The sequence below is a fragment of the Clostridium swellfunianum genome, from assembly GCF_023656515.1.
Lineage (GTDB): Bacteria > Bacillota > Clostridia > Clostridiales > Clostridiaceae > Clostridium_AT > Clostridium_AT swellfunianum.
Map to the genome: position 1 here is coordinate 159,087 of NZ_JAMOFV010000006.1, position 20,894 is coordinate 179,980.

Sequence of the window (20,894 nt, forward strand, 5' to 3'; positions counted from 1 at the left end):
ATATGTATGCTGAAGAACGAAGGAATGTAAATTTTGCAATAGCAGGGCTTGGAGGCATAGGCAGGGTTCATGCTATAAGTGCTTATGCAGCAAATATGACTTTGAATTTGCCTTATAATTTAAATTTGGTTAAGACTTATACAAGAAGACCTGCACAAGGTTCTGTAAATGGTACAAAAAACACACAAGATTTAGACGAGGCGGTTAATGATAAAAATATTGATTTTATAGATATTTGTACTCCCAATGATTCTCACATGGATATAGTCAAGGCTGCTGCTCATGCGGGAATGCCTATATACTGCGAAAAACCTTTGTCCTCAAGCTGTAAGGAAGCTGAAGAGATGACAAGGCTTGTTAAGGAAGCAGGGATTAAAAATGCTGTGGCCTTAATCTATAGGTTTGTACCAGCTGTAAGGCTAATTAAAGAAGAACTTGAGGAAGGTACTATAGGAGAAATTATAGACTTTAAAATAAAGCTTTATCACAAAAGCTATTTAGACTCTAATAAGAAAGGCGTTTGGAGAACCAAGGCAGCTTCAGGAGGGGGAGCTCTTTTAGACTTAGGAATTCATTTAATTGACATAATTCATTTTACAATGGGTGAAGTAGAAAAAGTTAAGGCGGAGTCGCGAATATTTTTTGAGGATAGAACAAGTGTTGATGAAATCTCAAACTGCGAGCTGCATCTTGAAAACGGCATAAGGGGAAATCTGGAGGTTTCAAGGGTCTTTGCAGATAAGGAAGAATCAACTACTTTTGTCGTTTACGGAACAAAAGGAAGCCTTAGAATGACCTCTGCTGACTCTATGAATATAGAAATATATGATTTCAACAAAAATATTTCATACATAAAAAGTGCAAAGGGAAACAAAAATATTTTAAAATACTATGGTGGATCAACCATGGGATTCTTCTATGACAGCCATAAGGCAAGTATAGTTAATTTTGCAGAAATAATTTTAGGAAAAGAAGTGGAAGAAGGGCTTACCCCAACCTTTGAAGATGGCCTTAAGGCACAAAGGGTTGTAGAGGCATGCTATAAGTCAAGCAGAGAGAAAAGGGAAGTTAATATAGAGGAAATTTAAAATAGTGGCTCTTTATATTTTCAATAACAATCCGATATAATAAGTATAAGTTAATCAGATATAGAGAGGGTGAAGTGTTTGGAAATATCAAGAGTAAAGAGAAATACTCCAGTTTCCTCTGAGGATAAAAAAGGTGTTGCTTCTAAAAAAGATTTTTCGCAAAATTTTAATTTTGCAAGAGATAAAAAAAATGAAGAGCAGCTTAAAAAACTGCAGGAGGATATAAAGAAAAAGGGTAATAGGCTTGCTATAACTAAGTGTTACTCAGATGTTCATGCTTATAAAAAGCTTATACAGGATTATTTGAAATCTGTTTTAGCTTATATGTATGATGTGAACAAGGACGTAAGTTTCTGGCAGACACAGTACTTTATGACTGTTGAAACCATCGATGAAAAGCTTAAAGAACTTACTGAAATGCTATTGTCTGAGGAAAAGGATAACCTGAGTATTGCTTCTACTATAGATGAAATTTCTGGACTTGTAGTCGATATATATAGGTAATGCAGTTTGCTTATAGGATGATTTATAATAAAAATAGCGAAAAAATATTAAATATGCTGATTGAGCTTAGAGAGTACTTTATAGTGATCTGCTCAGGAAGCATATTTTATATATTTTCGCCATAATTTTAGTCTGAATTTAATTTTGAGATAATATTTTATATAAACGAATTATAACTAGCATCCGATGGCATTCTCCAATCACCACGAGGGGATAAGCTTACAGTTCCAACCTTTGGACCATCCGGAAGGGCAGAACGCTTAAACTGTTGAGTAAAGAATCTTCTGGTAAACTTATCAAACCACTTTTCTATAGTTTCACTGTCGTAATCCTCTTTAAAAGCGTGCTTAGCCAAGAATAATATCTTCTCTGGTGAAGCTCCCTGCCTTATAAAGTAGTATAGGAAAAAGTCATGAAGCTCGTAAGGGCCAACTATATCCTCAGTCTTTTGTGATATTTCTCCATTTTTGTCTTTAGGCAAAAGCTCCGGGCTTACTGGAGTATCCAAAATGTCTAATAGTATTGCTGAGATTTCTTCATCCACTTCTTTAGTAGCAGCATATCTTACAAGATATCTTACTAAAGTCTTTGGTATTGAGCAGTTTACAGAATACATGGACATGTGGTCTCCATTGTAGGTTGCCCATCCAAGAGCCAATTCTGATAAGTCACCTGTACCTACCAATATTCCACCTTCCTTGTTAGCCAAGTCCATAAGTATCTGTGTTCTTTCTCTTGCTTGAACATTTTCATAAGTTACATCATGTAAGGAAGCATCATGTCCTATATCCTTAAAGTGTTGAAGGCAGGCATCTACAATATTTATTTCTCTTAAATCGGTACCTAGGTTCTTACAGAGGTTAACTGCATTTGTATAAGTCCTGTCTGTGGTTCCAAAGCCAGGCATAGTTATTGTAACTATGTTTTCTCTAGGTAAGTCTAATATATCAAAGGTTTTAAGAATTACTAAAAGAGCTAAAGTTGAATCCAATCCACCTGAAATCCCAATAACAGCTTTTTTAAGACCTGTATGTGAAAGTCTCTTTGCAAGAGCAGAAGCCTGAATTGTAAATATCTCTTTACAGCGCTTTTCTCTAAGGCTTTCATCAGCCGGTACAAAGGGGTGCTTATGTACAAATCTATCAAAGTTTTCTATTTTATTGGAGCTAAATTCAAAATATATTTCTTGTGCTTCATATGGAACTATTTTTCTGCTATCGCTGAAGCTTACATTTTTTATCCTTTCGTTAGATAGTTTATCTATATCAATTAAGGCAGTTATAACTTCATTTTCTCTTTTAAAGCGTTCATTTTGCTTTAAAAGCATCCCATTCTCACCTATTAAAAGATGTCCGCTGAATACTAAATCTGTACTGGATTCTAAAACTCCAGATGAAGCATATATATACGAACTCATACAGCGAGCACTTTGAGCTTCAACCAGACTTCTTCTGTAATCTGCCTTGCTTACTATCTCGTTGGAAGCGGAAAGGTTTCCTATTATATTTGCGCCGCTTAAGCTTAAGTAGGAGCTTGGAGGAATAGTAACCCAAAGATCCTCGCAGATTTCAAAGCCAAATCTGAAACGACCGCAGCTGAATATCAAATTTGTTCCAAAGGGAATACACTTTTGAAAATTAAGGTTAACTGTTTTATCAATTATATTAAGCCCTGGAGTAAACCATCTTTTTTCGTAGAATTCACTATAATTAGGGATAAAGCTCTTTGGAACTATACCGAGAATCTTTCCTTTAAATATTATGTAAGCGCAGTTATACATGCTGTCCTTATATACAAGTGGAGCACCTACTGCAATTAATATATCCTTTGTAAAGGAGAATTTACAAAGTTCATGAACTGCTTCTAGAGCTTTGATATAAAGACTCTGCTGCAAAAATAAATCTCCGCAGGTATAAGAAGTTACTGCAAGCTCGGGAAAAACTATGAGCTTTGAGTTTTCATGTACAGCTTTGTCTATGCATTCTTTTATATTCTTTAAATTAAAATTTACATCAGCCACGTTTGTTACGGGAGAAGCTGCTGCAACTCTAATAAAATTCATAAATTTCACTCCAATTCAATCATATATTTGTTTTTATAATTTTTCAAATTCAACATTATTATACCATTAGAAATCTGTCAGTAAAGCAAAACTGCAAATTTTCAAGATAAATCAAGCTTGATTAAGCTACTTTTATAGAAGTAAAGTTAATCAGGATAAAAGGTACAAAGTAACCGATAAACGCGTTAATCAAAACTTTATTAATTTTATAAAATAGTGTATTATATATTCATAGCCCGATAGTATATATAATAATAGAGAATAAGTTTTAAACAATACTTTTTTAGGAAGCTCTGTTATATAATTATATTTATAGGACTAAAAATTTTAGTTAATTAATATAGAAGAGGAGGGGGAAACCGTGGAACCATTAATTCTTTGGATAATAATATCCGTGGCAGCCTTGGTGATTGACATAGCAACCAGTGCTTTTTTATTTGTTTGGTTTACGGTAGGGGGTATAGCAGCTATAATAGCACAAATAGTTGGAGCTAACATGGCTACTCAAACTATAACCTTTATAGCCGTAAGTGCAGTATCTATGGCGCTAGGTTATCCACTAGTGAAAAGAACACTAAAAAATACAGTTAAGAAAACTTCTACTATGGAAGAAAGTTACATTGGAAGAGAGCTAATTGTAGACGAAGATGTAATTGAAACAGCAAAAGTTAAGATTGACGGTATATACTGGACAATAAAAAATATAGGGGAACCGATTAAAAAGGCAGATAAAGTTAGAATAACAGGCTTAGATGGCAACAAATTAGTTGTAATGAAAGAAAGTTTTGAAAAGATAGAGGAGGAAAAATAATATGCAATATGTTTTATTAAGCTTTGTAATAGCGCTTATTTTATTAATTCTTGTATTCTCATCAATTAAAATTGTTAATACTGGTTCTTTGTACGTAGTTGAAAGACTAGGACAATTTCATAGAGTTTTAGAACCAGGCTGGCACTTTGTTATACCTTTTGTAGATTTTGTTAGAAAAAAGGTTTCTACAAAACAGCAAATTCTTGATATAGAACCTCAGAATGTTATCACCAAAGATAACGTAAAGATAAATATAGACAATGTTATATTCTACAAGGTTATGAATGCTAAGGACGCAGTTTATAATATAGAAAGCTACAAATCAGGTATTGTTTACTCAACTATAACTAATATGAGAAATATTGTTGGTAATATGTCTCTTGATGAAGTATTGTCGGGTAGAGATGTTATTAACTCCGAGTTATTAAAAGTTGTTGATGAAATAACAGATGCTTATGGTATTAAAATACTTTCAGTTGAGATAAAAAATATAATTCCTCCAGCTGAAATTCAGCAGGCTATGGAAAAACAGATGAAGGCAGAAAGAGACAAGAGAGCAGTTATACTTCAAGCAGAAGGGCAAAAGCAAAGTGATATTGCAAGAGCAGAAGGTGAAAAGCAAGCTAAGATACTTACAGCAGAAGCAGAAAAGGAAGCTAATATTAGACGTGCTGAAGGTTTAAAAGAGTCACAGCTTTTAGAGGCTGAAGGTAAAGCTAAAGCTATTGAGGCTATAGCAGAAGCTCAGGCAAGAGCTATTGCCCAAGTTAACAAGGCTATAATAGAATCAGGTACTAACGAGACAGTCATAGCTTTAAAACAGGTTGAAGCTCTTCAGGAAATGGCTAAGAACCCAGCTAATAAACTCATAATTCCAAATGAAGCTATCTCTACTTTTGGAAATATAGCTGCAATAAGCGAGCTTCTTAAAAAGTAGTCTTGTAAATAAAAAAGGTTAAAACTTCAATTAAGAAGTTTTAACCTTTTTTATTATGATTTATAGGAAGAAAAACAATAAAGCTAATGCAAGAAGGAAATCTAGGGAATTGTCTAAAAAGCCTACTGGACTATTGTAGGAATTATAAACAACATTATTATTTAAGTAACCATTGTATTCCCCATAGTGATTATACAATCTATTACCATCATAATAACCTAGACGGTAGCCATAGGGATTATATATATTATTATCAGCGTAGAAACCAAGCACGTTACCATCATTTGAATATATTGTATCGCCGTCGATATAACCAAGCGGACTCCAGTAATTATTGTAAGCTCTTCTCATCAATTCACACCATCCTAATAAAATTTTTGAAAGCAGCTTGTCAACTTTCAATACATACTATGATATTTCTGAAAAAATGTTACGATAATTAATGATATGAAAATCTATTTATACATTTTTTGCAAATGAAAGAAAAATAATTGCTTAATGCATATTTTGTTGAGGTGAAACGTTTGCAGCAAAATGTAAACGTATTGAATTAAATGGAAGTTGGTATAAAAATAAAATATTATGAAGAAAACGAAAGTAAGCTTTAAATAAATAAGACTAATCGCTGTTTGTGTCTTAATAAACTTAAATTTAACATAATTTATGTAAAATATAGAGTGAATAGTTGAATTTTTATAATAATGGTATATAATTGTAAATATGAACAAAAATGCTAGCGTGCTTAAATGAAATACTTGAAGTTTAAAATTGCATTTTCTAATACAAAAGAGGGGGTAAATTATGAAAGTATTAATGTTGTCCTGGGAGTATCCACCTAAAAATATTGGGGGACTATCCAATCATGTTTATTACTTATCTAAAAACTTAGGTAGGCTTGGGCACGAAGTACATGTTATAACCTGTGAAGAAGAAAATATTCCTCTAGAAGAAGAGGGAGCAGGGGTATTTGTACATAGAGTTATTCCTTATAGCCTTGACAGTTCTGATTTTACCAAATGGGTAATGCATCTTAACTTTGCAATGATAGAAGCAGGTATAAAACTAATTAATGCTAATGGGAAATTTGATATTATACATGGGCATGATTGGCTTTCAGCTTATGCTGCAAAAGTATTAAAAGGTTCTTATAATATACCAATGGTTTGCACAATTCATGCTACAGAGCATGGAAGGAACAACGGAATAAGAACTGAAATGCAAAGTTATATATCATCAGTTGAGTGGATGATGACTTATGAGGCTTGGAAGGTTATAGCATGCAGCCAATATATGAAGGAAGAGATACACAGTGTTTTTAACACTCCATTAGACAAGCTTTATATTGTGCCAAATGGAGTAAGTGTGGAGGCATTTGAAGGCTGCTTTAACATAGCAGAATTTAGAAGAAACTTTGCACGAGATGAAGAGAAAATTATCTTCTACGTGGGAAGACATGTTTATGAAAAAGGTATTCAGCTTTTAATAGAAGCTGCTCCGGATATATTAAGTGCCTGCAGCGAAGTTAAATTTGTTATAGCGGGCAAGGGGGCTATGTCAGAGGAACTTAAGCAGAAGGCAAGAGCTATGGGGCTTGAGAATAAGATACTATTTCTAGGCTATCTTGAAGATGATGAAAAGGCCAAGCTATATAAAGCATCAGATGTTGCAGTATTCCCATCCTTGTATGAGCCTTTTGGAATTGTAGCACTTGAAGCTATGGCAGCAGGATGCCCAGTTGCTGTTTCTGATGTAGGGGGGCTAAAGGAAATTGTTGAGCACAAGGTTAGCGGAATGAAGCTTATACCTGGTTCAAAAGATAGTATTAAAGATAATGTGATTGAACTTTTAGATAATGATCTTCTTAGAAAAGCTGTAAGTGAAAATGCATATGGTGAAGTCCTTAAAAAGTATACTTGGGATAAGATCGCAGCTGACACTATAGCTTTATATGAAAAAGTAAGAGAAGAAGCCAAGGGTACCGAATGGGAAGTTACAGAGATTAAAGTAAAGAAAAAAGCAGCTTCAAGAAAGAAAAAGTCTGAGGATACAGCTATAGAAGAAAGTGCTGCAGATAAAGAAACTAGGCCAAAGAGAACAAGAAAGAAAGCAGCAAACATTTAATTTTATTTTTATTTAAGTGGTATAAGGGGGAAACAACAACTATGAAAGCGGTAATTATGGCAGGTGGTGAGGGTACAAGGCTTAGGCCGCTAACTTGCAATACACCAAAGCCAATGATGCCTATTCTAGAAAAGCCAGTCATGCAGTATACCATAGAGCTTTTAAAAAAATATGGTATAACAGACATAGCGGTAACTCTGCAATATTTGCCAGATGAGGTTATAAAGTACTTTGGGGATGGGAAAGATTTTGACGTAAACATTAGATATTTTATTGAGGAGTTCCCTCTAGGTACGGCAGGAAGCGTTAAGAATGGTGAGAATTTTTTAGACGATACTTTTATCGTAATAAGCGGAGATGCCTTAACGGATATTGATTTATCAAGGGCCATCGAGTTTCATAGAGATAAGAAATCAATTGCTACTTTGGTTTTAAAGGAGGTTGCAGTTCCGCTAGAGTATGGGGTTGTAGTAACAGATAAGGAAGGAAGGGTAACAGGGTTCTTGGAAAAACCAAGCTGGGGGGAAGTGTTTAGTGATAAGGCGAACACTGGAATATATATTTTAGAGCCCGAAATCTTTTCTTATTATGAAAAAGACCAGAAGTTCGACTTTAGCAATGACTTATTCCCTATATTACTCGAAAACCATAGGCCAGTCTATGGTTTTGTGGAGGATGGGTATTGGTGTGATATAGGAAATATTGAGCAATATATGAAATGTAACTTTGATATACTAAAGGGAATAGTAAAAGTGAATATAAAAGGGGATAAGTATAGGGATGGAATTTGGATTGGGGATAACTGTGAGATATCTTCTGTAGCTTCCATAGAAGCACCTGTTTATATAGGCAGTGGCTGTAAAATATATTCTGAAACTGAAATTGGACCTTACAGTATTTTTGGAAAGTCAAATATAATATCTACAGGAACTAAGGTTAAAAGAAGCATACTTCTAAACAATTGCTACGTGGGAAGCAATACGCAAATAAAAGGTGCAGTAGTGTGCAATAATGTTCAGCTTGAATCTAAGGTTTCAGCATTTGAATACTGTGCTATTGGTGATGAAACTCTAGTATGTGAAAGAGCAATTATAAAACCTGGAGTTAGGATATGGCCAAATAAAGAAATTGAGTCAAGCACTGTAGTTAAAGAAAATATAATCTGGGGGGGCAAGTTTTCCAGATCCTTGTTCGGAAAGCGCGGAATAAGTGGAATTGTTAACGTGGACATTACACCTGAATTTGTATCGAAGTTAGGTTCGGCCTATGGGTCACTTTTAAAGCATGAGGCAAAGGTAGCTATAAGCTGCAGTGATAATGGGGCTGCTCAGATGTTTAAATACTCTTTAGCTACAGGCCTGTTGTCAATGGGAGTTGAGGTTTATGATCTTAAAAAGATGGTAACACCGATGACTAGGTATGCAACTTTGTTTTTTGGAGTTCAAGGCGCTATTCACGTTTCAATTAGTGAAGATAATCCTCAAAAGGTTAATATTCTTTTCATGGATGCAAATGGTTGTGATATTGAGAAGACTGTGGAAAGAAAAATAGAGAATTCCTTTGTGAGGGAGGATTTTAGAAGGGTTAAAACTGACGATTTTAGAAGAATGATTCATATGTCAGATTACATGGAGTATTATGTAAGGCAGATAATTAATGGAGTGGGTGTTCACAATATAAGAAGCCAAAGATATAAGATTGTACTTAGTGTAAGAAATTCTATGCTGCTTTCAATAATGCAAAGCATGTTCGCTGAGCTTAGAATAAATGTAAAGCTCTATGCCGAATATAACAATATTTTAGGCTTAAGTAAAGAAGTTGTCGAAAGTGGCGCAAGCCTTGGTGTAAATATCTCCGAAGAAGGGGATTTTGCAGTAGTTGTGGATGAGAAAGGAAATATAATAAAGGATAGCTTAATTGAAGCGTTAAATGCCCTTGTGCTTTTAAAGTCAACAAAGCTTAAAACCTTGGTGGTTCCTGTAACTGCATCTTCAGTTATGGAATATATAGCAGAGCAGTGTGGGGCGAAGTTTGTAAGAGCAAAGACGTCGCAGAAGAATATATTGGAAAGCTATATTAAAAATGAAAATAAATTAAGCAGACGAGAGGTTGTATTTTCATATTTAATGAGTTTGGATGCTATAAGTATGTGCGTATATGGTTTAAATTTAATGGCTTCATGGAATCTTCCTCTATCTAGTCTAGCTTCACAAATTCCAAAATACTTCAATAGGAGAAAAGATATAACTTGTCCTTGGAATATGAAAGGGAAAGTTATGAGAAGCATAATTGAAGAAAGCAACTCCAACTCTTTAGATTTAATAGAGGGTGTGAGGCTTACCTTTGAAAGCGGATGGGTGCTTATACTGCCAGATACTGAAGAACCTTTATGCAGGCTTTTTGTTGAGGCTAAAGATATTGAGAAGGCAGAAGAACTAACTGAGAATTTTGTTAACATAATTGAGGGGATAACTGAATTAGAACAAAAAGAACTGAAGAATTAAATCTTCAGTTCTTTTATCCTCCAAGGGTAACATCTTGTTTTCCGTACCATTCTAAAGCAGTGTATAAATGTTCTGACTTAAAATCAGGCCAATAGTCATCTACAACATAAAAATCTGAGTAGATGGACTGAACAGGAAGAAAACCGCTTAACCTTCTCATGCCCCCCCAGCGTATTATCAAATCAACACGAGATATATCGTAGGAATTCAGATAACCAAGTATACCGCCTTTTAAGTTGTTTTTAATGCTTTTACTTGAAACGCTAAGACTGCTTAAATCCCAATCCCATCCGTAGTTTACCAGAAAATTTACCCTCATACCTCCATTTCCAAAATTTCTTCTTTCGGTAAAAGGTATAAGTTCTTTAGGGAACATTTGAGATTCAGTATTTCCAACTACTAAAAGAGAAGCATCTTCTTGTGCAAGAAGGCTTACTGCTTTAACACAAGCTTCCGTAAAGGCTCTTGTTTGAATCGAGGGTCTTTTTGTATTGTCCGTTGTAAACCCATAGTAGGTTAATTCTTTAACTCCGAGCTTCTGGCATAGCCTGAATAGCTGTACACCAGGATCAAGGCCTTTATCATACCCCTTTTCCTTTGTTAACCCTTTAGCTATAGACCACCTTCTATTACCATCAGGTATAATTCCAATATGATTTGGAATTCTCATAGTTGTTTACCCTCCTGTATTTCTTTTTTGCACGATACAATAATCAATTGTATCGCCTCCTGTATTCCGTTTTGAAATGATACAATTGTTAAATGTATCCTGTTATGAATTCCTAGTTATGTAATAATATTATTACCATGGTTTGCTAAAGTAATTCTATATATTTAGAAGGTTTGAGAAAAATAATATAAGAATAATAATTTTATATAAAGAGAAAAATATTATAAATTAAGTTCTGAGAAAAGTTATTAAGGAGGATATACTATGTATGTAGAAGGTTATTTTATGACTCTAGAAAGAGCAAATCAAGCCATGGCAAAGTTAAAAGCAGCGGGTTATACCAATAGCCACATTAAGATAGATGATAACAATAGAAATATAAAGAGAAACCTAGCAGATACAAGTTCTGCCTATGGTCTTTCAAATCTTAGCATAGATCCTTCTGATATGAAAAGGTCGCCTCTTACTGCTATAAGTCCTATAGTAAATGTAACTGGAGGCTTTTCTGAGTTCAATGACAACAACTATAAACTTGTTGTTGAAACTGATTTTAGCATGGCACAAAAGGCAAAAGATATAATATCAAGCTTAGGTGGAAGATTTGAGTATCACAGTGCTAGCATTGGTAGAGTTGCTGAAGATATGGGGGAGCTAAGTAAAAAATTTAAGGATAATGATATTTAAGGTGAATTTAAAGCAAAAATAGTTATGATATGGCAGATAGTTTCCTCGTAGAAAACGCCGAACTAACATTATATTTTCCTGGCTCAGTAAAAAATTTTCAAGAGGAAGCTACCCTTCTATAGTTTCTCAGTATTTTTACTTTCAGAATTTAGCATATATTCATTGTGAGTAACCCATCTATCCTTATCCCATCTAAGTATTGAAATATTATCAAAGGTCGTTTCGAAATGGCAATTAAAGGTTGATATATAGTTCCAAATATCCTTGAACTTTCCTTTAGGAATCTTTGAAACAAGAGTGCAGTGAAATACTCTTCCTTTTCCTTCGTTTCTTTTCCATTCAAGCCATGAAATAGTCTTAAGAGCATCTATGTAGTCGTCGTGAACTTTAACTGCCTGGCTAGAGGTCTTTACATCTATAAAGGCTACGTCTTCTCTAAAGTGTCCAAAACCATTCAGATTAATATTAGTAATTTGTGCTGAACTGCAGAATTCTTCCGTAAGCCTTTCGAGCTGACTTATATCTTCATGCTCGAAGGGTGCTTTAATAGTAAAATGTGCCGGAAGTCTTTGTCTTTTAACCTTAAATTTAGTGCAAATTTCACTTACAAGTTTTTCGTGGAAAGTTAAAGCTTCTCCTTTTATAAGGCAAACTATTACATATCTCATTAAAATCAACTCCTTCATTAATATTTATTTGTAATAATAACAATTTATAAACATAAAATTTAATAAAAGATATTTCTACAATTGTTGGGGGATGAGAATATGAGATATTTAAGGGATGGAGGCCCTGCAAAGGGTAAGGTTCTAGCTAAGGTAGAAGGGCGATATATAAAGGATGGCAGTGATGACTTTGGACATATATTGGTTAATTTTGAAGGAAGGTTTATTAGAGAAGGAGCAGGACAAAGCGGGGAAATACTGGCTAATTTGGACGGCAATTTTATAAGGGAAGGAAATAATAATTTAGGAGAGATATTAGGTATTATTGAAGGTAATAATATTATAAGGGAAAAAGAAATCTTATTTAATGTGGAAGGCTATGCTTCAGCGCATGAAAAGGCGGCTTTAGCGGTGGCGGGATTAATGCTTAAGGGACTAATATAGACAATAGTAACAGCCTTGCTTTATCATATATAGAATTTATAAACTAGATTGAATTAATCAGGTAGTTATCGAACAAGGAGCCCATAGTTTATGGTTAACACATGAATTAAATAGTATAGAAGATAACTAGATATCATGATATCGCGATATCTAGTTATCTTCTTTTCGTGAAATCATGATAAGAATAAAAGCTATAGCTTTATAAATATTTATAAAAATGACAATTTGACATTATAAATCCATTTTTACTATAGAATTTTGCTCTGGCTAAAGAATTGGTCTCTGGAGATAGTTCTGCGCTTATGCCATAAATATATTTAATATTTTCGGTATAGTTATAGTGATGTAATATTTCATTGATTTCAGGTATTAGTATTTCTTCTAAAAATCTAATACCTTGAGAGCCTCTTCCACAGCGCTTAAGTTTTCCAGCGTTTATGGTTTTAATTTCTAAAGGTGTACCGCTTGCTTGAAGCTTTATTCCAACCTCCATGTATAGATAGTCTTCGAGACTTTTAAATTGGTTTATGCTGGAGGCAAAAAGGCCATATATTTCTATGTTTCTTATACTGTTTAAGTTATTCTTATCTAATGTGTAGATAAAACAAATTTCACCCGATGATTTTATGAAATGTACTTTAGTGTTACTTGATATAGTTGATATATTGTTTAAAAGCATCTTAAGTTCACAGTAAAGCTCTGGCGATAAATTCTCTTTTATAGTTAATTCATCCATCATTAGACCCAATATAATTAATACTAATTTACAATATGAGTTGATTTATGATTTTAGAATAATAATAAATAATAGAGTTAACTAAAATAAATTAGGGTGCTTAGGCACCCTATACTATATAGAAATATTTTGTCTAACCTATAAATCTTTCGGGTTTATCCTCCAATAGTCTCTCAAACAAAGCAACAGGATCTTTAACTTTGCCAAGCAGTATCATTGAAGCAATTATATATGGCTTATAGCTTGCTTGTTTGTACAATGGATCTCTATAACAATCAAACACAGAAGATTCAACCTCTCCATCTATGCAGCTAACCCCGGAAATATCCGCAGGAAGGCAGTGTAAATAAAGTGCTTTTCCTCCCTTTGTAGATGACATCAGCTCCTCGGTGCATTCCCAATCTTTATAATTAGCGTTTTGAGCTAACAAATCTCTTTCAAGAGCTTTAATGCCATCAAAATCCCCATTTCCGTAAAGCTCTGTTCTTTTTTGCATAGCTGAGAATGATGCCCAGCTTTTAGGATAAACCATATCTGCATCAGCAAAAGCTTCTTCCATAGAATTTGTTTTTGTAAAGCTGCCGCCAGTTTTAGCTGCATTTTCAATTGCTATTTCTTCCACTTCTGGCATTACCTCGTAGCCCTTTGGATGAGCAAGAACAACCTCCATGCCAAAACGTGTCATTAAACCAATTATACCTTGAGGCACTGATAAAGGCTTTCCATAGCTAGGGGAATAAGCCCAAGTCATAGCAATTTTTTTGCCTTTTAAATTATCTACCCCGCCAAAGTGATTAATAATATGAAGCATGTCTGCCATTGTCTGAGTTGGGTGATCAATATCACATTGAAGGTTAACCAGGGTTGGTCTTTGTTCTAAAACTCCTGCTTTATGTCCTTCTTTTACGGCTTTGCTTACTTCTCTCATATATGTATTTCCCTTGCCGATATACATGTCGTCACGAATGCCGATAACGTCTGCCATAAAGGAGATCATGTTTGCTGTTTCTCTCACAGTCTCACCGTGAGCAATTTGAGATTTTCCTTCGTCTAAGTCTTGAACCTCAAGACCTAATAAATTTGCTGCACTGCTGAAGCTGAATCGTGTTCTAGTGGAATTATCACGGAATAGGGAAACAGCTAGGCCGCTGTCGAATAGCTTTGTAGAAATATTGTTTTCTCTAAGGTCTCTTAATATATCAGCCACCTTAAATACTGCAGAAAGTTCATCCTCAGTTTTTTCCCAAGTAAGAAGAAAATCTTCATTGTACATTTTGGAAAAATTCAATTTTCTTAATTCTTCCACTAGCTTTTTTGTTTTTTCCATTAATAATCAACCCCCCTAATTATAGTTAATTATATGTAAGTATGTTTTCAAATATCGCTGATTTATATAGATTTATAATTGCATATCCAAATTTTTGCCATACTCTCATTATTACTACTATTTAGTTTTCATACGGACTGTAGTATAATTAGTCTAGGAATAATTATTTTATCTATATTAATAATAAATCAGACAGCATAGATTATTCTGCATCAAAATGGAAGGTAGGTTTATATAATGCCTAAGAAAGTTTTAATTGTATACGAAAAATTCGGGATGGGTCATCTTAGAATGGCAAGGATACTTGAAGACATACTTCAAGGTGAGGAAGCCGAAGTTACAGTCATGGCTGGTAGTGAAATGATAGGTTCAGACAGTGTAAGCGGCATAGTAAGGCTTTGGAACTTTTTAATAAGAAAAAACTTTATTAGAACCCTAGATTTAGTTGTGAACTTTATTGCCAGAATGTTTATTCTTCCATTCATTGAGGTTTCCGATACAGCGCCATATTATAAGAAGCTGGAGGAGGTAAAACCTGACATCATAGTATCTACTGCAGATGGCTTTAACAAGGCTATTGGAGTATATGCAAAGGAGAAGGGCGTACCTTTTTACATATTCATAACAGAGATTTCTACATTTCTAGACTTAGTAAATCCGTATGCTACTCATATTTGTTACTTTAAGGAAACAGGAGAAGCTATACAAAACTTTGATTTCAGTAAAACTTATTTTTCTATTGACATCAATAAGGAAACTACTTTGTTTGAAAAGATAGAATATGTACTTGGTTATTACAAGGATTTTGTAATTCAAGCCTATAAAAATTCTATATACAAAAACCCTAATAAAAAGCTTGATAAGCTTAATGATGCAAAGTACAGGCTTATAGGACCTTTAGCAGAAAAGAAGCACTTTAAACACAAAGATGTTAAAAAAATAAAAGAAAAATATGAATTAAATAATGGAAGAGATAGTGTAATTTTAGCCAGCGGAAGCATAGGCGGAAACCTCTTAATGAATATGGTTAAGCTTATATGCAGTGATTACCAAAAGCCATTAAACCTAATAGTAGTCTGCGGAAGAGATAAGGAAATTTATAAGAAAATTAATAAATTTAAAGCTATGAATACTAATATAGATATTAATATAATGCCTTTTCAATATATTGGTAACTTTGACGAAATGCTTGCAGCAGCTGATTGTTTAATTGGCAGACCTTCAGCAGGAATTTTTATTGAAAGCCTCTTAAACAAAACTCCTGAAATTACATTTAGAAAGGCAACAACAAATGATATAGGAACACTTACTATGATTGAAAAATATAACATAGGAAAGGTTGCAGAAAATGATAAGGATGCAGTGAAGGCTCTTGAAGCGATATTAATGAACAAGGACAAATATAGGAAAAGTATTGAAAAACTTTTAAGCTCTTACTGCGGAACTTATGAAGGCAAAACAGAACTTTTAAAAGATATTGTACTTCGTGAAGAGAACTTTGAGTATCTATCACATGAAAAGTTTGATGCACATGTGGGATTTAATACATCTATGTCAAACTAGAGATTAGGGGTGGGTGGAGCATGGTAGAGATAATTGAGGTTAAAGATAAAAAAGGACTAAAGAAATTTATTGATATACAATGGATAATTTATAAGGAAGATCCATATTGGGTTCCTCCTTTAAAGGGAGATTTGCTAAAAACCTTGCTAGGTAAAGATAATCCTTTGTTTGAGCAAGGTGAGCATGCGTTTTTTATTGCTTACTTAAATGGTCAGCCTGCAGGAAGAATTTGCGTTGGGATTAATGAATCTTTAAATGAAAAGAAAAACATGAAAGAAGGCTATATAAGCTTATTTGAAAGTATTAATGATAAAGAAGTTGCTTTTGCTATATTTAATAAAGCTTCCTCATGGCTTAAGAAAAGAGGAATGAATTCAATTAAGGGACCTCTTTCTCCTACAAATGGTGATGACTATAAAGGTCTTTTAGTTAAAGGCTTTGATGGCCCTCCAGTGCTTATGAATTCCTATAATCCTGAGTATTATGTGGAATTTTTCAATGAATATGGATTTAGTAAATCTTTGGACTTATATGCTTATTATCATGATATCGATTCTGCTGCTTCAATTGACAAAAACCGCAAGTTAGTTGAATATGCAATGAAGCGCTATAATTTTCAGGTTGAAACTATAGATTTAAATAATTTAGATAGAGAAGCAAAGGATGCCAAGGAGATAATGGAAATAGGCATGCCTGATGATTGGGAAGAGCTTGCACCACCAACTTTAGAGGAAGTTAAGGCTGAAATAGCCAGATTAAAGCCTTTAGCAGATAAGGATATTATCATCTTTGCAAGAAGCGAAGGAAAGCCAGTGGGTTTTTTAATTGCACTTCCAGACTATAACCAAGTGCTTAAGAAGCTTAATGGAAGTTTATTTCCTTTTGGATTCATAAAATTTTTATGGTATAAGAAAAATATAGACGGGCTTAGAATATTTGGAATGTTTGTTGTTCCTGAGTTTAGAAAAAAAGCAGTAAGCGGAGCAATGCTCTATAAGTGCTATGAGAACGCTATAAAAAATGGGTATAAATATGGTGAGGGGTCTACTATAGGAGAAACCAACCATGCTATGAGAATTGATATTGAGAAAACAGGGGGACTCCTTTACAGAACCTACAGATTATATAAAAAAGAAATATAGATGTTGTTTTAAAATAGTGTGGATTATAGAGGGTCAAATTCCTCCAGTAAGCCGTTAGCTGTGTTAAGAAAGTGGCAACTTAAGAGTCCTCATTCTCACTCACAAGATTACCGTAAAAAGACACTTAGGCTTTTTACCTCAATGGTTTCTACGAGGAATCTGACACTATATTGCCACACTATCTTACAACAAAAAAATTAATAATTATTTTTTATATGGAAAGTATAAGTAGTATGTAATTATTGGGTTTATGATAAGTATTTATGAGGATTCGTGGCTATTAGTAATTGTCACGTACAAGTAAAGAATACAGGAGGGAATTTATGTTAGGTTATGGTCTAAAGAGCAGCAAGCAGCCTGAGGCGCAGGTGCGCTTGAAAGAGGTTGGAATTAGCGGAAACTTATGCGGAGAATATGCTGAGATTTCAATTAAGCAGGTTTATGAGAACAAAGGAAGCATGAGTATAGATGGTATGTATACGTTTCCTATTCCTGATACTGCAGTTATAACCGGCTTTGAGGCTACCTTAGGCGGAAGAACCTTAAAAGCTGTAGTTGAGGACTGGGAAGAGGCTAAAAGAATGTATGAGGATTCAGAGGAAACAAAGGTTAATGCTCTTTCTTTAGATGAGCCTTATCCTAATGTGTATCAATTCACTATAGGTCAAATATTGCCCGGGGAATCCGTTAAAATAAAGTTCTCCTATATGGATATGCTTGTTTATGAAGATGACAGCTTAATGCTTACTATACCTTCTATAATTCCTCCTTTGCATGCAGATAGGGCTCAGGAAAATGAAAGCAGTGCTGAAGGGATTGTAAGCTATAAAAGCAGTTTGAATCTTTTAGTTGAGCCTCTCACTAAAATAAGTATAGAATCTCCTAGCCATGATATAAGGGTTGAATGGGAAGAAGAGATAAACTTAGCAAAAGTTACTTTTGAGAATTATAATTCAAAACTTGATAATGATCTTGTACTTGTATTTAAGGAAGAAAAGCCGGTAGAAGCTGCTGGTATGCTGTATAAATATTTAGAGGACAATGAAGACAAAGGAATACTCTACTTAAGACTATTTCCAAAGCTTCAAAGTTTGGAAGAGGAAAGGCCAAATAATTATATCTTTCTTGTGGACATTTCTTATTCTATGACAGGTGCAAAGCTTGAAGAAGCTAAGGATGCACTTCAACTTTGTATAAGAAACTTATCTGAGGGAGACAGCTTTAACATAGTTGCTTTTGAAAGTAGGCTTCATTTCTTTTCTGAACTTGGAAAAGTGCCATTTAATGATGAAAATTTAAGAAAGGCTACTGATTGGATTAACAACCTTGAAGCTAAAAAAGGAGCTCAAATTTTTGAGGCACTCAAGTATGCACTTTCAGAAAAGAATGCTTTTGGATACAGTACTATTCTTCTCTTTACTGATGATATAATTGAAAATGAAGAACAGATGCTTGATTATGTTAGAAAAAATATAGGTGATAATAGAATTTTTACTTTTGGAATAGATACTTCAGCCAACAGCTATGTAATTAATAAACTTGCACAGCTTGGCTATGGAAAAGCAGAATTTCTTTATGAAGGCGAAAGTATAGAAGATATGATTATTAAGCAATTTTCTAGAATTGAAAACCCTCAGGTAGATGTTCAAGAGATAGACTGGGGAAGCATGAAGGTTGACAGAACTTATCCTAGGACTATAGATTATATCTATGACAGAGAACCATTTTCAATCTTTGCAAAGGTGTCTGGAGACATAGAAGGAAAGATTACTATAAAAGGCAAGGTTGGAGATAAGGATTATACAAAGACTGTAGATTTAGACGGCTTGGATTTAAAGGAAAATGCAGAGCTTGTTCAAAAGGTTTGGACGAGAAAAAGAATAGATTCTATTGAAGAAAGAATGAAAACTGAAAGAGGAGAAGTTTACGATTCTATGAGAGCCAAGGTTATTGAGCTTTCAAAGGAATACGGAATAATTAGCCCTGAAACTTCATTCATAATGCTTGAGATAATTGAAGACCCAGTGTTAGGCATGCCTATAACTCACATTGTTCCAGTGGATATATCTGAGGAAACCAGCAAGGATATTTCACGAGCCAACTTCCTTGATGTCCCTACCTTTGTTTACAAACCTGCTGGTATGCCAAGCAAAGCTGAGATTGAGAAAAAAGGTGATAATGCAATATTAGACTATAAGTATCCAAGATATAACATATTAAGGGTGCTCGCAAAAAATCAATTTGCAGATGGAAGCTTTGCTGATGCAAACAAGGATAGACTTTACAATAAGATAGAAGTAACTTCAATGACACTGCTTGCTTTTACAATGGGGAAGGAAGACCTTGTCATATATATTAATCAGCTTGGAAAGTCAGTGAAATTTTTAATTAAGTCCTTTGAAGAAAATGAAGCTTGGTTTGATGAAAGACTATGTATAGTAGCTGCTTTAGCTTTAAAATCCTGCGAAGACAAAGGCTTCTTAAAGGAGCAGTTGGAAGGACAGTGCCTGAAGGTTTTAGGAGAATTAAAGCTCAAACTCAGAGGCTATAATAGTGAAAGAGTTGTTGAAATTATAAATAGCTCCAATAGAGTATCTTTAAAAGTTATAGCTCCAATAATTTTTACAATGTCAAAGGATGGGAAAACCATAGAGGAAAAAATAGTTATCAGGGAAGAAAAGAATTCAGTTTATGATATTGCTAAGCTTGGTGTGTTAAAAGTTAAATAGATATATAAAAAACCTCTTCAACAAGAAGAGGTTTTTGTGTTTTACACTAAAGCAATTAATTAATTGTAAAAAAATTGAATAAGTGTTATGGAAATTACAATAAAAAAGTGCTACAATACTATATGGTCGGTATTCTTTACGAAACTGAACCGCTAAAAATTTATATTTAAAATTCGACTTATATCCTTAAGGGGAGTAAGAACGGAGGGGTAAAAATGAATCAAAACGTATCAACAACAAGGTCAGGTCATAGGCTTGGCACAAGACAGCTAACTACTATTGGTATGCTGTCAGCTATTTCTATTGTACTAGGTGCAACAGGTTATGGTTTTATACCATTGCCAATGGCTAAGGCTACAATACTTCACATTCCAGTTATTGTAGGGGCTATCATTGAAGGTCCTTTGGTAGGAGCAGTAATAGGGTTCTTCTTTGGAATGTTCAGCCTTATTCAAAATTATACGGCTCCAAGCAGTATTTTCTCGCCAGCTTTTCAAAATCCAATAGTTTCTGTTCTTCCAAGAATTTTAATAGGTATAGTAAGCTATTATTCCTATAAATTAATGCTTGGAAAAAATGAAAATATAAAGGTTGGAGCAGGAGCAGTAGTAGGAACTCTTACAAATACTTTTGTTGTACTTACCATGATTTATCTTTTGTATCCTAACCTTGCATTTTTAAAGCCAGGAGCAGGAGCAAACAGTGCTGCAAAAATTATTTACGGAATAGCTTTGACAAATGGAATTCCTGAAGTAATTGTTGGCACTCTTATAACTGTACCAATTGTGATGGCTATTAAGAAGATTAAAAAGTAATATTGAAGATTAGCAGAGTCTAAGCGGAGCTTAGGCTCTTTTTATTATGTATTAAGTAAATACACTATAAATTAAGGTAAGAGAAAGAAACC

At 34.1% G+C, this 20,894-nt stretch carries 18 protein-coding genes; 12 read left to right on the plus strand and 6 right to left on the minus strand.

Annotated elements, in window-relative coordinates:
* The first annotated feature begins 2 nt into the window (after positions 1 to 2).
* Together NBE98_RS00900 and NBE98_RS00905 are read left to right on the plus strand one after the other, a co-directional pair.
* Positions 3 to 1,088 (plus strand): Gfo/Idh/MocA family protein, encoded by a 1,086-nt coding sequence (locus NBE98_RS00900; RefSeq protein ID WP_250811421.1) that lies wholly within the window; start codon positions 3 to 5, stop codon positions 1,086 to 1,088.
* 78 nt (positions 1,089 to 1,166) lie between these two features.
* Entirely contained in the window at positions 1,167 to 1,592 is a 426-nt protein-coding gene (locus NBE98_RS00905; RefSeq protein ID WP_250811422.1) for a YaaR family protein, read from the plus strand.
* A gap of 157 nt (positions 1,593 to 1,749) precedes the next feature.
* Here NBE98_RS00905 and NBE98_RS00910 read toward each other — a convergent pair whose 3' ends face one another.
* Positions 1,750 to 3,654, minus strand: a complete 1,905-nt coding sequence (locus NBE98_RS00910) for an NAD(+) synthase (RefSeq protein WP_250811424.1) — start codon at positions 3,652 to 3,654, stop codon at positions 1,750 to 1,752.
* 361 nt (positions 3,655 to 4,015) lie between these two features.
* Here NBE98_RS00910 and NBE98_RS00915 point away from each other — a divergent pair, with 361 nt between their 5' ends.
* Together NBE98_RS00915 and NBE98_RS00920 are read left to right on the plus strand one after the other, a co-directional pair.
* Entirely contained in the window at positions 4,016 to 4,465 is a 450-nt protein-coding gene (locus NBE98_RS00915; RefSeq protein WP_250811425.1) for an NfeD family protein, read from the plus strand.
* Position 4,466: 1 nt separating this feature from the next.
* Complete coding sequence (locus NBE98_RS00920) at positions 4,467 to 5,402, plus strand: SPFH domain-containing protein (protein ID WP_250811427.1); 936 nt, start codon at positions 4,467 to 4,469, stop codon at positions 5,400 to 5,402.
* 60 nt (positions 5,403 to 5,462) lie between these two features.
* On the opposite strand, the gene NBE98_RS00925 is transcribed toward NBE98_RS00920, so the two are convergent.
* Entirely contained in the window at positions 5,463 to 5,753 is a 291-nt protein-coding gene (locus tag NBE98_RS00925; RefSeq protein WP_349305975.1) for a 5-fold beta-flower protein, read from the minus strand.
* 450 nt (positions 5,754 to 6,203) lie between these two features.
* On the opposite strand from NBE98_RS00925, the gene NBE98_RS00930 reads away from it, so the two are divergent.
* The gene (locus NBE98_RS00930; RefSeq protein ID WP_250811431.1) at positions 6,204 to 7,523 is read left to right on the plus strand and encodes a glycosyltransferase family 4 protein; all 1,320 of its coding nucleotides are present in this window, start codon (positions 6,204 to 6,206) and stop codon (positions 7,521 to 7,523) included.
* Positions 7,524 to 7,564: 41 nt separating this feature from the next.
* The gene (locus NBE98_RS00935; RefSeq protein WP_250811433.1) at positions 7,565 to 10,027 is read left to right on the plus strand and encodes a sugar phosphate nucleotidyltransferase; all 2,463 of its coding nucleotides are present in this window, start codon (positions 7,565 to 7,567) and stop codon (positions 10,025 to 10,027) included.
* 13 nt (positions 10,028 to 10,040) lie between these two features.
* Here the strand turns inward: NBE98_RS00935 and NBE98_RS00940 are convergent, their stop codons facing one another.
* A complete protein-coding gene (locus NBE98_RS00940) occupies positions 10,041 to 10,697 on the minus strand; it encodes an undecaprenyl diphosphate synthase family protein (RefSeq protein WP_250811434.1) in 657 nt (218 codons plus the stop codon).
* Positions 10,698 to 10,961: 264 nt separating this feature from the next.
* On the opposite strand from NBE98_RS00940, the gene NBE98_RS00945 reads away from it, so the two are divergent.
* A complete protein-coding gene (locus NBE98_RS00945; protein ID WP_250811436.1) occupies positions 10,962 to 11,381 on the plus strand; it encodes a hypothetical protein in 420 nt (139 codons plus the stop codon).
* A gap of 116 nt (positions 11,382 to 11,497) precedes the next feature.
* Here NBE98_RS00945 and NBE98_RS00950 read toward each other — a convergent pair whose 3' ends face one another.
* Positions 11,498 to 12,049: a 2'-5' RNA ligase family protein gene (locus tag NBE98_RS00950; RefSeq protein ID WP_250811438.1), complete on the minus strand. Its 552-nt coding sequence runs from the start codon at positions 12,047 to 12,049 to the stop codon at positions 11,498 to 11,500.
* 99 nt (positions 12,050 to 12,148) lie between these two features.
* Here NBE98_RS00950 and NBE98_RS00955 point away from each other — a divergent pair, with 99 nt between their 5' ends.
* Positions 12,149 to 12,490, plus strand: coding sequence for a hypothetical protein (locus NBE98_RS00955; RefSeq protein WP_250811439.1), 342 nt, complete (start codon positions 12,149 to 12,151; stop codon positions 12,488 to 12,490).
* A gap of 199 nt (positions 12,491 to 12,689) precedes the next feature.
* Here the strand turns inward: NBE98_RS00955 and NBE98_RS00960 are convergent, their stop codons facing one another.
* Both NBE98_RS00960 and ygeW read right to left on the minus strand, forming a co-directional pair.
* Positions 12,690 to 13,226 (minus strand): hypothetical protein, encoded by a 537-nt coding sequence (locus NBE98_RS00960; RefSeq protein ID WP_250811440.1) that lies wholly within the window; start codon positions 13,224 to 13,226, stop codon positions 12,690 to 12,692.
* A 133-nt stretch (positions 13,227 to 13,359) separates the two neighbouring features.
* Positions 13,360 to 14,553: a knotted carbamoyltransferase YgeW gene (ygeW, locus tag NBE98_RS00965; RefSeq protein ID WP_250811441.1), complete on the minus strand. Its 1,194-nt coding sequence runs from the start codon at positions 14,551 to 14,553 to the stop codon at positions 13,360 to 13,362.
* Positions 14,554 to 14,790: 237 nt separating this feature from the next.
* Here ygeW and NBE98_RS00970 point away from each other — a divergent pair, with 237 nt between their 5' ends.
* The 4 genes from NBE98_RS00970 (at position 14,791) to NBE98_RS00985 (ending at position 20,802) form a co-directional block, all read left to right on the plus strand.
* Positions 14,791 to 16,116, plus strand: coding sequence for a glycosyltransferase family protein (locus NBE98_RS00970; RefSeq protein WP_250811442.1), 1,326 nt, complete (start codon positions 14,791 to 14,793; stop codon positions 16,114 to 16,116).
* Between the two features lie 20 nt (positions 16,117 to 16,136).
* Positions 16,137 to 17,258, plus strand: coding sequence for a hypothetical protein (locus NBE98_RS00975; protein WP_250811443.1), 1,122 nt, complete (start codon positions 16,137 to 16,139; stop codon positions 17,256 to 17,258).
* 323 nt (positions 17,259 to 17,581) lie between these two features.
* Complete coding sequence (locus NBE98_RS00980; RefSeq protein ID WP_250811445.1) at positions 17,582 to 19,987, plus strand: VIT and vWA domain-containing protein; 2,406 nt, start codon at positions 17,582 to 17,584, stop codon at positions 19,985 to 19,987.
* A 215-nt stretch (positions 19,988 to 20,202) separates the two neighbouring features.
* The gene (locus NBE98_RS00985) at positions 20,203 to 20,802 is read left to right on the plus strand and encodes an ECF transporter S component (protein ID WP_250811446.1); all 600 of its coding nucleotides are present in this window, start codon (positions 20,203 to 20,205) and stop codon (positions 20,800 to 20,802) included.
* The last annotated feature ends 92 nt before the right edge of the window (positions 20,803 to 20,894 follow it).